General features: G+C 60.2%; 12 protein-coding genes and 1 tRNA gene. 9 read left to right on the top strand and 4 right to left on the bottom strand.

Annotation, left to right across the window (positions count from 1 at the left end):
- The first annotated feature begins 470 nt into the window (after positions 1-470).
- The 4 genes from DCO57_RS02765 to DCO57_RS02750 all read left to right on the top strand — a co-directional run bounded on the left by DCO57_RS02765 (position 471) and on the right by DCO57_RS02750 (position 1,489).
- Positions 471-544 (top strand) — tRNA-Gln (locus DCO57_RS02765).
- A gap of 140 nt (positions 545-684) precedes the next feature.
- Positions 685-903: a DUF6538 domain-containing protein gene (locus tag DCO57_RS24120; protein ID WP_116697282.1), complete on the top strand. Its 219-nt coding sequence runs from the start codon at positions 685-687 to the stop codon at positions 901-903.
- 71 nt (positions 904-974) lie between these two features.
- Positions 975-1,166: a hypothetical protein gene (locus DCO57_RS02755; protein ID WP_133192618.1), complete on the top strand. Its 192-nt coding sequence runs from the start codon at positions 975-977 to the stop codon at positions 1,164-1,166.
- 83 nt (positions 1,167-1,249) lie between these two features.
- Positions 1,250-1,489: a hypothetical protein gene (locus DCO57_RS02750; protein ID WP_133192617.1), complete on the top strand. Its 240-nt coding sequence runs from the start codon at positions 1,250-1,252 to the stop codon at positions 1,487-1,489.
- Positions 1,490-1,607: 118 nt separating this feature from the next.
- Here DCO57_RS02750 and DCO57_RS02745 read toward each other — a convergent pair whose 3' ends face one another.
- From DCO57_RS02745 to DCO57_RS02735, 3 genes are all read right to left on the bottom strand, one after another.
- The gene (locus tag DCO57_RS02745; protein ID WP_116697279.1) at positions 1,608-2,333 is read right to left on the bottom strand and encodes a DUF1499 domain-containing protein; all 726 of its coding nucleotides are present in this window, start codon (positions 2,331-2,333) and stop codon (positions 1,608-1,610) included.
- Between the two features lie 240 nt (positions 2,334-2,573).
- A complete protein-coding gene (locus DCO57_RS02740) occupies positions 2,574-3,065 on the bottom strand; it encodes a phage holin family protein (RefSeq protein ID WP_116697278.1) in 492 nt (163 codons plus the stop codon).
- Between the two features lie 9 nt (positions 3,066-3,074).
- Positions 3,075-3,365, bottom strand: a complete 291-nt coding sequence (locus DCO57_RS02735) for a hypothetical protein (RefSeq protein WP_116697277.1) — start codon at positions 3,363-3,365, stop codon at positions 3,075-3,077.
- Between the two features lie 194 nt (positions 3,366-3,559).
- Here DCO57_RS02735 and DCO57_RS02730 point away from each other — a divergent pair, with 194 nt between their 5' ends.
- From DCO57_RS02730 to DCO57_RS02710, 5 genes are all read left to right on the top strand, one after another.
- A complete protein-coding gene (locus tag DCO57_RS02730) occupies positions 3,560-4,708 on the top strand; it encodes an AI-2E family transporter (protein WP_165814610.1) in 1,149 nt (382 codons plus the stop codon).
- 672 nt (positions 4,709-5,380) lie between these two features.
- Positions 5,381-6,694: a DegT/DnrJ/EryC1/StrS family aminotransferase gene (locus tag DCO57_RS02725; RefSeq protein ID WP_205756056.1), complete on the top strand. Its 1,314-nt coding sequence runs from the start codon at positions 5,381-5,383 to the stop codon at positions 6,692-6,694.
- A gap of 11 nt (positions 6,695-6,705) precedes the next feature.
- A complete protein-coding gene (locus tag DCO57_RS02720) occupies positions 6,706-8,196 on the top strand; it encodes a GMC family oxidoreductase (protein ID WP_116697274.1) in 1,491 nt (496 codons plus the stop codon).
- Positions 8,197-8,214: 18 nt separating this feature from the next.
- The gene (locus DCO57_RS02715; protein ID WP_116697273.1) at positions 8,215-9,549 is read left to right on the top strand and encodes a sugar porter family MFS transporter; all 1,335 of its coding nucleotides are present in this window, start codon (positions 8,215-8,217) and stop codon (positions 9,547-9,549) included.
- Positions 9,546-10,943 carry a sugar porter family MFS transporter gene (locus tag DCO57_RS02710; RefSeq protein WP_116697272.1) on the top strand — a complete coding sequence of 466 codons (1,398 nt, stop codon included), beginning with the start codon at positions 9,546-9,548 and terminating at the stop codon, positions 10,941-10,943. The genes DCO57_RS02715 and DCO57_RS02710 overlap by 4 nt, the downstream gene beginning before the upstream one ends.
- 145 nt (positions 10,944-11,088) lie before the next feature.
- On the opposite strand, the gene DCO57_RS02705 is transcribed toward DCO57_RS02710, so the two are convergent.
- Positions 11,089-13,086 carry a cation:proton antiporter gene (locus DCO57_RS02705; protein WP_116697271.1) on the bottom strand — a complete coding sequence of 666 codons (1,998 nt, stop codon included), beginning with the start codon at positions 13,084-13,086 and terminating at the stop codon, positions 11,089-11,091.

The following is a 13,086-nucleotide window of genomic DNA, read 5'->3' as shown; positions in this document are numbered from 1 at the left end:
GGGCTCCCCTGCCGCGGCGGCACTTTCCTGTGCTGCCGCCTTGCCTTTCGGTCCCTTGCCGGAACGGCGCTTTCGGCGTCGTCTGGCCGGTCCCTTGGACTCCTGCGGGGTCCCGCTGTTTCCGGACACGTCAGCGGTACGACGCCCGTTTTCGGGCGGTTCCTGACCTGACTGAGTCACTTTATGCCTTTCAGATCCCGGCGTACCGGCCGTCAAACGGGGCGCTGCCGAAGACCATGTCTTTCGTTGACAAAACTGTAACAGGTTGGTCGCCGATCGAAAAGCACATAACGTCGGGTTCGGGACCATAGCTTTTGTGAAACTGTCCCGTCGGCCCCTATTTCACAAAAAAATCGGAAACGGCCCTTGCATTCGCAAATATGATGGATGTATATGCGGCACATCGTTCGCAACGGGGCCTCACGGCCTGCATCGTTGTTACAACGAACCGCCCGGTCGCCGGGCCGTGTTGGGGAATAGGTTAACGGTAGACCCACGGACTCTGACTCCGTTAGTCCTGGTTCGAATCCAGGTTCCCCAGCCAACCCTTTTCCAAGTTATTGATTATATTGAGATAATCGGCACTATAAAGCCGTGTCCTCAGCCGATTCGACCAACTGATGCCCAAAACTGGTCCCCGGAACTGGTGCCCAAAGGCGCCGTCCGGCACAGGGAATATGGGCAATGGCTCGTCGACACGACGTTCAAAATCTCCTGCGCCGGGGAAACATCTGGTACTGGCGCCCTCGCCTTCCAGTAGCGCTTTCTCAATCAGACCTTAACCGGAAGCTGTCATTCAGCCTGAGACAATCCGATCACCACCGGGCACGATTCATGGCGCGCCGCCTGAACACCATGCTTGCTGAAATGAGGTTTCGACGGGACCTATACCAAGCCCAATAGGTTGCGACTCATATTTGAGCTTCCCTGTTCAGGGAAAATCATGATTCACGATGGCAAACAGGGAGTTTGCCATGGGTAGCCGGATTTCACTTCGCGATGATTTTGATGCCTGGGCACTGCGGCGTCTTGCCGATCAATCAAGGGATGCCAATCAGACGCGGCGTTTGCTGGCGCTTGCCTCGATCTACGGCGGCGGCAAGCGCCTTGAGGCGGCCGGGGCACGGGAGCCGGCCGTGTTGTACCCCGGTGCCACACGGCCATGATGCAGCCTCACCTCGTGGAAATCTCCACTCATGTTGCTCCCGGTGCGCATGCGGTTCTGATGATGGACCGGGCTGGATGGTCCATGAACGGAAAGCTTCAAGTGCCGGACGACATAAGGACCCTGCCTATGCTGCCCAAACCGCCGGAGCTCAATCCGGTCGAGAACATCTGGCAGTTCATGCGCGATAACCGTCTCTCAAATCGCGTCTTCAAGTCCTACAAGGAGATCCCCGACCTGTACTGCCGGGCTTGGAACAAGCTTGTCGAGCAACCATGGACCATAATGTCAATCGGCAGGCGGGATTGGGCGCATCGGTTCTGATCAATTGCGCTTGGTATGAGTGGAGGTCGACCGATGTCCTTGCCATGATGGCGTGGCTGGCCCGGCTCATGTCTTTCAGGGCCTCCGTCCCGATGATTTCAATGAGCTTTCAATTCGTTCACGCTCCAAAGCGTTGCTGAAATTCGCGGATACGGGCTGCGTTGACGCCCTGGTCACTTCTACCCACTCTCGACACGCTTCGCATGTCTACGCGGCTGCCTGCATCCGTTTCCGCCACGACCACCACAACGTCGTCCGCGAAGTAGAACACAGACGTGCGCGCGGTGGCTTCGAAGCGGCGGCGGTCCGCATCTGCTGCAATGATCTCCCAACCCATTTCCTCCGCCACCGCCAGAGCGCGTTGATACGCCGCGTCGGCAGATTGTTCTGTTTCGAGAGGGGCAATATCAGGGTAGGCAGCGGCTTGAGCTGCGGCCAATTCGGTCCCCGCATATTCCAGTGGGTTTCTGGCCCCTTCGCGTGTTTCATCCAGCACTTCGAACGCGGGGGGATTGGCGGTATCGGTCGTGATGTTGTGGATCGGCGCCGCACGCGGCGACGGGTTGACCGTCGCGGCGATCATCGGTGCCAGGCAGGCCAACCCGACAAACAAAGCAAATCCGCCCGCCAACATCCCCTTCGTTTCCTTTCGCAGGAAATGAACAAGCAGCGCCATGCCACCCAAAGCGGCGACGATTCCCCCAAGCGGATTGAGGTAGTTTCGATAAAATCCGAAGCCTGTGACCGGTGCCCACAGCCCCAGACGCGCACCGAACAGCATCAGGGTCACAAAGAATATGCCAAACACCGCAACGACAAGTGCGATTTTTCCGAAATGTCTCATCAGCTACATGGGCCTTTCGCCGCGTTCACCGTATGGGAGTATGTCCTGCTTCGCAGCCACTGACGCCGCAGGGCAAAGAAGCCCCTTCCACCGCTGTTGTCGCGTTCAAAAGAGGTGGTTCTGGAATCTCGATCAAGTGATGCTCAAAACCGGTCCCCGGAACGGGTGCCCAGATACGGCGTCCGGGATAAGGAATACCGGAGCAAAACAGCTATCACTTAACCAGGGCTTGTGACGAAATTATTCCTTTCCCTTGGTGAGGGACCTGATCAGCAGTGTCAGAATTGGTGTCAACAGGGCGTGGATCGTTCCGTCGAGCGGGTTTCTGGAGAAATTCAGGAAGCTTTTTTTCAGCGTCAGCAATTCATCCCTGATTGCCTCTACCTCGTCCTGAACGGTTTCCGCCCTGGCCTCGAGTTCGAGCAGGCCGGAATCGCGGACCTCGCGGGCAAGATCAAGTTCCGGACCGGTCCTCATACGGGACGCCCAGAGAACCAGAAGGACGGCGATCAGGAAATCGGCAGCCGCGACGCCAAGGGCGGCATAGATCGGTCCCCAACTTTCCTGCAGCGCGAAAAAACCGGCCACATTGAGCATGCCGAGGCCGAACACGAAGACCAGACCGGCGAACGCCGTGGCGCCGATCCGTTTGGTGGCGACATTCAGTTTCGCTTCAATGATCAGCAATTCCGCGCGCCAGACAATCCGCATCGTCCTGACGAAACCGTCCATGAGCCTCTCCTATCGCCTGAGAAGCGCTCCGATCACCACGCCGAGAGCAAGAGCCCCCAAGACAGCAGTAACCGGTCGCTCCCTGATTTCGTCGCCCGCATTTTCAACGAGGTCCGACAGTTTGTTCGCAAGGTCGCCGAGTTCGTTTTTCTCGGACGCGTCTTCCGCAGCCGGCTCCGGCGGAATCACGTTGTCTTCATCCGCGGACTTTCGGGCGCGCGACCGGCGAGGCCTGGCCTTGCCTTGGGAATCGGCCTTCAATTGTGAAAGTTCTGTCTTCAGATCGGAGGTGCGGGGCATGAGTATATCCTTCGCAATCGAACGATTAGAGTAGCTTAGGGGACGCGGCCATAAAAGGATAAACTTCGGAACCGACTGCGGGCTGCAGCGGTCCGGATGATCAATGTATAAGCTGAAGCGGCTGCACAAGGGAATGAGACACAATGGCAACCGACAGGGCTACACCGGACAAAAATCCGGTCGACAGAGTGTACTTGCAACTGTTTGTGATCGGATTTGTCGCCCTGGCGACCGGGGCTGCCTTTCTTGGTCTGATCCGGGATTATCTGATCGCCCTTTTTCTGGCAGCCATATTCAGTGCATTGGCCGCTCCGTTCTACAGGTGGATCCACAGTCACACCGGACGCCATCAGGGCTTTGCGGTCGCCATCACGCTCACCATCCTTTCGGTCGGCGTGCTTTTGCCGATGGGGACCGTGATCGTGCTGGGCGGGCAGCAGGCGGCGGCAGTGGCCAAATCAACCTCTGCCTGGGTCGAGACGCTCGATCTTGCCGCCATAAACAACGGGTTGGCCAACTGGCTGCCTTTCGAAGTGGACCTTGCCGGACTTGGGGCCACGATCACCCAGAAGGTGGGGCAGGCGGCTGGGCAGATTGCCGATTTCTTCGTGGCAGCCCTCTCCCAGGCGACAAAGGGCACGGTCTCCTTCTTTCTGAATATCTTTATCATGCTCTACGCCATGGTGTTTTTCCTTCCGCAGCGGACAAACATGTTTCAGCAGGTGCTTGCCCATTCCGGCTTGCCGTCAGCAATCCAGAAAAGACTGGCGGATCGGGTTGTCTCCATAAGCCGGGCGACCATCAAGGGTACCTTCCTGATCGGTTTGGCCCAGGGCGTTCTCGGGGGCCTCGGTTTCTGGTTTGCCGGACTTCCCGGTGCGGCTTTCTGGGGATGTGTCATGGCGGTTTTCTCCATCATCCCCGGAATCGGTCCGACAATCGTGCTGATTCCGGGCATAATCGTGCTGGCGGTGAACGAGCAGTTCTTCCCGGCTGTCGGTCTCGCCCTGTGGACGGGGCTTGCGGTCACGACCGTCGACAATCTCTTGCGTCCCGTTCTCGTTGGACGCGACACACGGATGCCGGATCTGCTCGTGCTCGTCAGCACCTTCGGCGGGCTGGCCTCCTTCGGGGCCGTCGGGCTGATTCTCGGGCCGGTGATCGCAGGGGTGTTCATGACGGTCTGGGCGGTTCTTGAAGACACGCTCCGGGCAGGCGGTCTTGCCGCAAGTTCTCTTGAGACCTCCTCCTCCCCTGCTTCCGAGCAGACGGAAGGTCGCTCCACCGGGCAGGACATCTGCTCCCCGCAAGGTGAACCGGGTTCGCTTACCGATCCGAGATAACAATCCGTTTCGCGATGCGCTGTTCCAGCCATCTCCCCCGCTCTCCGATGAGGCCGATCTGTGGACGCAGTGGCAAAGCCCGGTGATCTCCGGACCAGAAATGCGCTGTTTGATCAGAACCTGTTTCACCGTGTTCGGGTCCTTCTTCATGCCGGTGACAAGTGCAACCGGGACCGCATACTGCCCTCCCCCCTCCGGGAACAGTCTTTCGGAATTGCGTAGCCATGAAATCATCGTGATTTTTGCAGTTCTCAAGTAGGGATATGTTAATTTTTAAGGTGTTATTTCTGCTGTGTTTTCAATGGGTGTCCACAATTCGAATCGATATTTGGTCGACTTGAAAATAGACTTTTGTTTTGGCGGTCACTTGAGAAGATCGAAGTACGTCTTTTTCTGCGTGTGATGTCGGGACGGAGGTTCACAAGTGCGGGTTGTCTCCCATGATGTTTTCGGCACGGCACCGATGCCGTTGCGCCGGATGATGATCAAATCAGGGAACCGCATCGCGGTTGAACGGCGTGGATCCGCGTCGGTCATGCGAGTAGCGCCGGTGTCGGGTGCGCGCCTGACACAGGTCGGATGTCTTCGGTGTCAGGCGGCGACGCCTGGATCGCCTTGAATTGCGGCGGGCGTCTGCATTGCCCGCGGAACCCACATGGAGGAGCTCGCCAGGTGCAAGCGATCGATCAAGAAAACAAACTCGCCATTGACGGTGGTGCCCCTGTTCGCACGGCGCCATTGCCCTGGGAACTGCCCGGAGCCCATTGGATCGGCGAGGAAGAGCGCGAACTGGTTGACCGGGTCTTGCGCGCGCAAAGTCCTTTCCGGTTCTACGGCATCAATCCCCAGTACATGGTGGAAACCCTGGAGCGGGAATGGTGTGAAACCTACGGGCACAAACATGCACTGGCTGTTTCTTCCGGAACGGCCGCCTTGTCCATAGCGCTGTCCGCGCTCGAAGTGGGGCCGGGTGACGAGGTTCTGGTCGCAGGTTACATGTGGGTGAGCTGCATTTCCGCCATCGTTCGGGCGGGCGCCATTCCCCGGCTGGTCGATATCGACGACACCTTCTGCATGGACGTCAAGGACCTTGAGAGCAAGATCAGCTCCCGTAGCCGGGCCATCCTGCTGGTTCACATGAGCGGCGCCCCCGGGCATGTGACGGAAATCGCCGAGATCGCACGCAAGCACGGGCTGGGCCTGATCGAAGACTGTGCGCAGGCCGCGGGATCGAGCCAGAACGGAACGCCTGCTGGCCGTTTCGGCGATATTGCCACCTTCAGTTTCCAGATGAACAAGAACATGACGTCAGGCGATGGCGGCATGATCGTCTGCAAGGATGACACGCTGTTCCGCAGGATCGTTGCCATGCACGATCTTGGCTATGCCCGCAACGATGCGGGCCGTTTCGACCCGGCAGATGAAACCTGCCAGTTCTGGGGAATCGGGGCCCGCATGTCGGACCTGACCGGCGCGATGGCCCTGGCGCAATCGCGCAAACTGGGCCGGATCACAGGCGCCATGCGCGACGCAAAATGGCGCATCCGCGAAGCCCTTTCGGACATCCCCGAGATCCGGTTCCGCAATGTCATCGATCCGAAGGGTGACAGCGGGCCGTTCTTGATCATGACCTTCGAAGACGAGGACATCTGTTCGCGCTTCATGGCGGCTGTCCGGGCCGAGGGCATTCATGGGCCGGAAGGGTCGCTGAGTTGCCTGCCCATGCGCGACTGGGGATTGCACTGGTATTTCAACATCCCCAGCCTGACCGAAAAACGGTCGAACACACGGGACGGGTTCCCCTGGACCCACCCCGACAACGCCTTTGCCTCGCAGATCGATTACCACCGCGGACTTCTGCCGGTGTGTGACGACCTGCATGACCGCTCAGGCCTGTTGTCGATCGCTTCCATCCTGACCGATGCGGATGTCGATGACATTATTCGGGCTTTCCGCAAAGTTGCTGCCGTATATTTCAATCGCTGAGGCTCAAGTCCATGAAATCTCTGTCTTCGGTCGTTACCTCCGACCTGTTTTCCATCGCCAAAGCCACGACAAATATCGACGTGTTGATCGTAGGATCGGGAACGGCGGGTGTCACCAGTGCCATCCAGCTGGCAAACAAGGGTCTGTCCGTCGTGATCCTCGAGGCCGGTCCGTTCGTGCTGCCCAGCCATGTCGGGTCGACCCCGTTTCGCAGTCGCAGCGATCTGACGCCGCAGATTCACAATCTGGTACGCTACAGGACCGCCTGGACCGACCGCGCCCATTTTGACGAAAGCGTCGCTCCTCCCCTGAACAGCGACGCATGGTCCACCGTTGGCGGCCGGACCCTGTTCTGGGGTGGCTGCACTCCGCGTTTCACGGAATGGGACTTTTCCGACTGGCCCGTCACATATGAAGAGTTCGAGACCTATTACCAGCAGGCAGAAGACCTGATGCATGTCTCGGGTCCCAACACGAGCCGGCCGGCATTTTTCAGGGGTGAGGCACAGCAGGGATTTCTTGACCGGCTGAACGATGCCGGAATCGAGGCCGTGCATGCCTCCACCGGTGTCGACACCCAGGAACCGCGCAACGGCTACATGCCGCGCGGCTTCGACAGTTCCTCCGACCGGCTGATCCGCAGCGGTCTCCTGACACGTGAAGTGGAGCGCGGCCGTATCGTGCTGGTTCCCGACGCCATTGCCGAGCGGGTCGATCATGACGGGAGCAATGTCACCGGACTGATTGTCAAGGGGACCGACGAAGAACAACGTTTCCGGCTGGTTGCCCGCCATTACACGTTCGCCGGTGGGGCGATCCAGTCGACCCGGCTGGCCCTGGCATCCGGTCTGAAGGACCTGCATCCGGCTGTCGGCAGCCATATCGCCGACCATCAGTTCATTCAGGGCCTGTTCAAACTGCGCAAGCCGTTGAAAGAACCGATTTACGCCTTCATTCCGCCGACCCGGGAACGCCCCTATCACATCCAGATCCAGGGGCCGTTCGCCGAGACCTGGTACACCCCCTATCATGCCACCGTCTGGCTCGATTGCGATCCTGACGGCCTGTACCTGCTGGCCTATTGCTTCGGCGTCGGGGAAGCCTCCGAGACAAATGAAGTGGTGCTGACCAAGGGTAAGGGTGACGGCCCCGGCGAGATGGGTCAATACGCGGTCATCGCCGATCGCAGCGACAGCGACAAGCGTATCCTGGGCGAGATGGATGCCTTCCTGCCGCAGGTCGCAGAGGCTCTCGACGCGGAGCTTCTGCGGACCCAGGTCAATCCGCTGGGCGCGGCCCTGCACGAGATCGGCGGTCTGCGCATGTCTGAAGACCCGGATGGCGGCGTGACCAACACCTTCGGTCAGTTCTGGAAGCTGCCCAACCTGTCCGTTGCCGATGCGGCCGCATGGCCCTCGCAGGGGTCGGCCAACAGCTATCTCACAATCACAGCATGGTCTCTGCGCCATGCCGAAGGCGTGTATGCGCGCCTGTCGGCCTGAACCCGAAGGATGACTTGAATGCTCTTACGTCTGGTTTCTCTGGCCGCCCTGTTCGGCTTGCTCTTCGGGTTCGATGAAGGTGTGATCGCCGGAGCCCTGCCCCTGATCACGAAGTCCTTCGACATCTCGCCTACCGGCGAGGGTTTCATGACCGCCGCAGTGCCGCTGGGCGCCGTTGCCGGAGCCATTCTGGCGGCAAGGTATGCGGACAGTCTCGGGCGGCGCAAGGTGCTGATGCTGTGTTCGGTTCTGTTCGCGGCCGGCGCGGTCGCAGCAGGCCTGGCCACCGGGCTGGAATTTCTCATCACCGCGCGCCTGGTGCTCGGGATCGCGATCGGGGCATCCGCCCTGGCTGCCCCGATGTTTCTGGCCGAACTTGCTCCTGCAAAATACAGGGGCGCGGTGGTGTCGGCATTCCAGCTGATGATCACCGTCGGCATTCTGTCATCCTACCTTATCGATATGGCACTTGAACCCCTGGGCGCCTGGCGGTGGATGCTGGCTCTTGGCGCCGTGCCTGCGCTGATCTCCCTGGTCGGGATCGCCAAATCGCCGGAAAGCCCGCGCTGGCTGGCCATGAACGGTGCAAGGGACAAGGCCATATCGGTTATCGGACTTGTTCAGCCGGATCTGTCCAGGGATCAGGCCACGCATGTCGTCGATGAAATCGAGCGTTCAAGCGCTTCCGGAGCCGCCGAGCCGGCGTGGAGTGCCTTCCTGACACAAAACGTCCGGCCGCTGGTTATCTTCACGATTGCAGTCTTTGTCTTCCAGCAGGTCAGCGGCATCAATGCGGTCATCTACTATGCTCCGATCATCATGAAACATGCCGGGTTCGACGGTTCCAGCACCCAGCTGGCCGCTACCGTCGGCATCGGAGTGGTGAATGTGCTGATGACCGTCGTCGCCATGTTCGTCGTCGACCGGTTCGGCCGGCGCCCCCTGCTCATCCTGGGTTTTATCGGCACCGCGCTTAGCCTTGTCGTTATCGCCTTCGCGATGCAGGCCGACAAACCCGAGCTGGCTCCGCTGGCCCTGGCCGGTCTGTTCGCCTATATCGCCTTCTTTGCGGTCAGCCTGGGGCCGTTGCCGTGGCTGTACATGTCCGAATTGTTCCCGCTCGCCCTGCGCAGCCGGGGCATGGCCATGGCCTCCGTCGCGAACTGGAGCTGCAACTTCATCGTCGTGTTTACCTTCCCGGTGTTCCTGGCCCATTTCGGCGCAGTCGCGACATTCGCCCTGTTCGGAATATTCTGCACCATCGGAGCGATCTTCTCCTGGTTCTACGCACCTGAAACGAAGGGCGTCAGTCTGGAAGAGATCGAAATGCGCCACAGTCCTGCCGCGGCATGACACTTGCTCAAGTCACTGGCACGCGGCTCTACCTCGCGGTAGGCCGCGTGTCGTTCCTGACCGTCTGTGCGGGTCTGCTGTTCGGTTACAGCACGGCGAGCATTGCAGGATGGCTGGATGAAATCGGCCGCGAATTCTCCCTCGGCAACGGGGGCAAGGAATATGTGACCGTTTCGCTGGTGTTCTGCTGCTTTCTGGGTGCGATAGCCGCCGGCCCCCTGGCGCGGGCTTTCGGGCGGCGGATCACGCTGCTGGCGGCCTTCGGTCTGGCAGCAGCCGGGTATGGCCTCATTCTCACCCATCCGGACCTGACCGGATTGGTCATTGCACGCATACTGGTCGGTCTGTCCGTCGGTCTGTCCTCCATGGCAGGGCCAATGTATGCAGGCGAAGCAACGCCGGCGCGGTTCCGTGGCAGCGTCGTCTCCCTGTTCCAGCTCGCCGTCACCATGGGGATACTGGCCGCCTACACGGTGCCCCTCGTGATCGACGATCCCAGAGCCTGGGCGTCCGGTATCGGGTTCGGCGGTGTTATCGCGCTGGCAGGACTTGCCGCGCTGCTGATGGTGCCGGAAAGCCCGGTCTGGCTGGCTCGGGTCGGCCATATGGACAGGGCGCAAAGCGTCTCCGCATCGCTTGGTCTCGAACGTGTCCCGGTGGATGAAGCTTCCGAACGGCCGGCGGTGTCCCTCTGGAAGGCGCTGCGCGTCGGCTCGACTCCTGCAGTCCTGGCGCTGTGTTGCGGCTTGTTCATTCTGCAAAACCTGAGCGGGATCGACGGAATTCTCTATTATGCACCGGCAATCTTCGTCGATCTGGGGTTCTCTCCGGGAACCGCCGCCCTGGGAGCGACCTTCGGACTGGGCCTGATCAATCTGATCGCGACTGTCGTGGCCATCGCCACGGTTGACCGGCTGGGCCGCAGACCGCTGGCAATCGTGGGCTCTCTCGTCATGGTGATCGGCCTGTTGGGGGTCGTCGTCGCCCAGGTCTGGTCCCTGCCCATTCTCGGCCTGATCGCCTTGTGCGTCTATATCGGCGCCTTTGCCATCAGCCTGGGACCGCTGCCCTATGTCATCATGTCGGAGCTTGTTCCCTCGACGATCCGGGAAACGGGAATCGCGGTGGCCTCGGCCACCAGCTGGCTGTTCAATGCCCTGATTGCCTTCGTCTTTCTCACGGGCGTGTCCAGCATCGGACTTGACGGGGTGTTTCTCATATTCGCGGCGGTCTGTGTCTGCTCACTGGTCATTTCGCTGGTGTGGTTGCCGGAGACCAAGTCCAGAAACCTGGCGACAATCGAAGGCAACGTGATTGGCGGTATTCCCTTGCGACAGCTGGGCGATATCGACCAGGGGCCGGTTTCCTCTCAGGAGAGCGGCACGCCGGGATAACAACCTGTGGCGCAGCCGCCGGTGCGCGCATTCCTCCCGCCCGGATCTGCCTGGCGGAAGAACGAACGGCCCTAAGGCGTTTATTACCCCGGCGCGGGGCTTTCCGGTCCGCAATACTGAGGACTCGCCCCGGTCGTTCAGGCCGTCAGTCGGACTTCGCCTGTTGCGCATGTCTGGCCATGACCGCTTCCGTGTCCCTGGATGACGGTGGCAGCCAGCCGTGGTTTGCCTGGGTGTCGAAGGCCTGGCTCTTGCCGAAGATCTGTGCGTCACGCTCTTCCATCAGCGTCCGCGTTTTCTCGATATAGGCCAGGTTCTGCCCGGTCGGGATGTCCGGGTCGAAGACTTCTGCCATTTCCTGCAGGACATGACGGTCGTCCTCGGCAAACTTGCGGGCAAGCTGTTCGGCTTCAAACGGATGCATTCCCATTGCCTCATAGGCGGTCCGGCCCGTCCGGACGCTGGAGTCGAAGGTTTCCCGGACGATGTCGGTGCAGCCGGCGGCAAAGAGATCATAGACGTGATGCCTGTCGACCGCACGGGTAACGATTTTCACATGCGGATAGGTCTTGCGGACGTAGTGAACAATCGCGTTGATCTGTTCCTTGCCGTCGATCGCGACAACCAGAAGACGAGCCTTGTCTATGCCGGCCGCATGCAGCATGTCCGGTCGCGTCGCATCGCCGTAGAAGACCTTGAAGCCGAAGGCCCGCAACAGATCAAGTTGCGCCGCGTTATAGTCAAGCACAGTGGTGGAATAGCCAGCCGCCCTCAGCATGCGGTTGACGATACCTCCGAAACGTCCGTGTCCCGCGATGATGATATCGCCTGTCTCGTCGACGGTATCTGGGTCGCGTTCCTGCATTTTCGCGAAGCGCGGGGAAACCAGTTTTTCATGAAGGATGAACAGCGCGGGTGTGAGCAGCATCGACAGGGCAACGATCAGCAGGAGCTGATCGGCGACCGGCTGCGGAATGACCCGGTTGGCGACCGTGAAGGACAGAAGCACGAACCCGAATTCACCGGCCTGAGCAAGACCGAGACTGAAAAGCCAGCGATCTCCTCCCGGCAGCCTGAACAGCCAGCCGAGGAGCATCAGAACGCCGAATTTCAGACCGATGAGACCCAGGGTCAGGGCGAGAATCACGCCGAACCTGTCGAACAGCAGGGCGAAGTCGATACCTGCGCCCACGGTGATGAAAAACAGCCCGAGCAGCAGACCGCGGAAGGGATCGATATCGGATTCCAGCTCATGACGGTACTCGCTGTTGGCGAGCACGACCCCGGCCAGAAAGGTGCCCAGAGCGGGAGACAGACCGACCGCGATCATCAGCAGTGCAATGCCGATGACAAAGAGGAGTGCCGTGGCCACGAAGAGCTCCCGCAGGCCGGCCGCAGCAATGAAGCGGAACACCGGGCGCGTCAGGTAGGCGCCGCCGAGGATCACCGCACCGATCGCGCCCATGGTCATCAGGGCCGTCTGCCAGCCGTTCAAACCGGCGACCAGGCTGAAGGTACCGGCATGACCGCCACCTTCCCCGGCATCCACCGCGTGACTTTCGCCGGCGAGCGCCGCTTCCGCGCCATGTCCGGTGGCGGAGGCCAGCCCCTGGGCCGCATCCATCAGCTCGGGCATTGCCAGCAAGGGAATGAAAGCAAGCATCGGGATGACCGCAATATCCTGAAACAGGAGGACAGCGAAACTCGACTTGCCGCCGGCAGAGCGCATGAGCCCCTTTTCGTTCAAGGTCTGCAGGACTATGGCGGTCGATGACAGCGCCAGAACAAATCCGATGGCCACTGCTATTGTCCAGGGCTGTCCAAGAGCGATTGCAATTCCCATGACCGCTGCCGTCGTACCAGCCACCTGAAGCCCGCCCAGGCCCAGCAGTTTCGTTCGCATGGCCCAAAGCACTCTGGGTTCAAGTTCCAGACCGACGAGAAACAGCATCATCACCACGCCGAATTCGGCAAGATGCTGGATCGCCATCACATCGACACCGAGCACGGTCAGCAGAGGGCTGATGACGATCCCTGCGATCAGATATCCCAGGACGGAGCCGAGCCCAAGCCTGGTGGCGATGGGCACCGCGACGACACCGGCCACGAGAAACACGAAGGCAATAAGGAGGAAGTCGGTCAT

Origin of the sequence: Labrenzia sp. 011, from assembly GCF_003075075.1 — a bacterium.
GTDB lineage: Bacteria > Pseudomonadota > Alphaproteobacteria > Rhizobiales > Stappiaceae > Roseibium.
Note: the sequence above shows the minus strand (reverse complement) of the source record. Positions and strands in the feature narration are given on the sequence as shown.

Excerpts from the sequence above, each read along its gene's own strand:
- DCO57_RS24120 (WP_116697282.1), top strand. The coding sequence starts at position 685 with ATGGCTCGTCGACACGACGTTCAAAATCTCCTGCGCCGGGGAAACATC.
- DCO57_RS02755 (WP_133192618.1), top strand. The coding sequence starts at position 975 with ATGGGTAGCCGGATTTCACTTCGCGATGATTTTGATGCCTGGGCACTG.
- DCO57_RS02750 (WP_133192617.1), top strand. The coding sequence starts at position 1,250 with ATGAACGGAAAGCTTCAAGTGCCGGACGACATAAGGACCCTGCCTATG.
- DCO57_RS02745 (WP_116697279.1), bottom strand. The coding sequence starts at position 2,333 with ATGAGACATTTCGGAAAAATCGCACTTGTCGTTGCGGTGTTTGGCATA.
- DCO57_RS02740 (WP_116697278.1), bottom strand. The coding sequence starts at position 3,065 with ATGGACGGTTTCGTCAGGACGATGCGGATTGTCTGGCGCGCGGAATTG.
- DCO57_RS02735 (WP_116697277.1), bottom strand. The coding sequence starts at position 3,365 with ATGCCCCGCACCTCCGATCTGAAGACAGAACTTTCACAATTGAAGGCC.
- DCO57_RS02720 (WP_116697274.1), top strand. The coding sequence starts at position 6,706 with ATGAAATCTCTGTCTTCGGTCGTTACCTCCGACCTGTTTTCCATCGCC.
- DCO57_RS02715 (WP_116697273.1), top strand. The coding sequence starts at position 8,215 with ATGCTCTTACGTCTGGTTTCTCTGGCCGCCCTGTTCGGCTTGCTCTTC.
- DCO57_RS02710 (WP_116697272.1), top strand. The coding sequence starts at position 9,546 with ATGACACTTGCTCAAGTCACTGGCACGCGGCTCTACCTCGCGGTAGGC.
- DCO57_RS02705 (WP_116697271.1), bottom strand. The coding sequence starts at position 13,086 with ATGACCGACTTCCTCCTTATTGCCTTCGTGTTTCTCGTGGCCGGTGTC.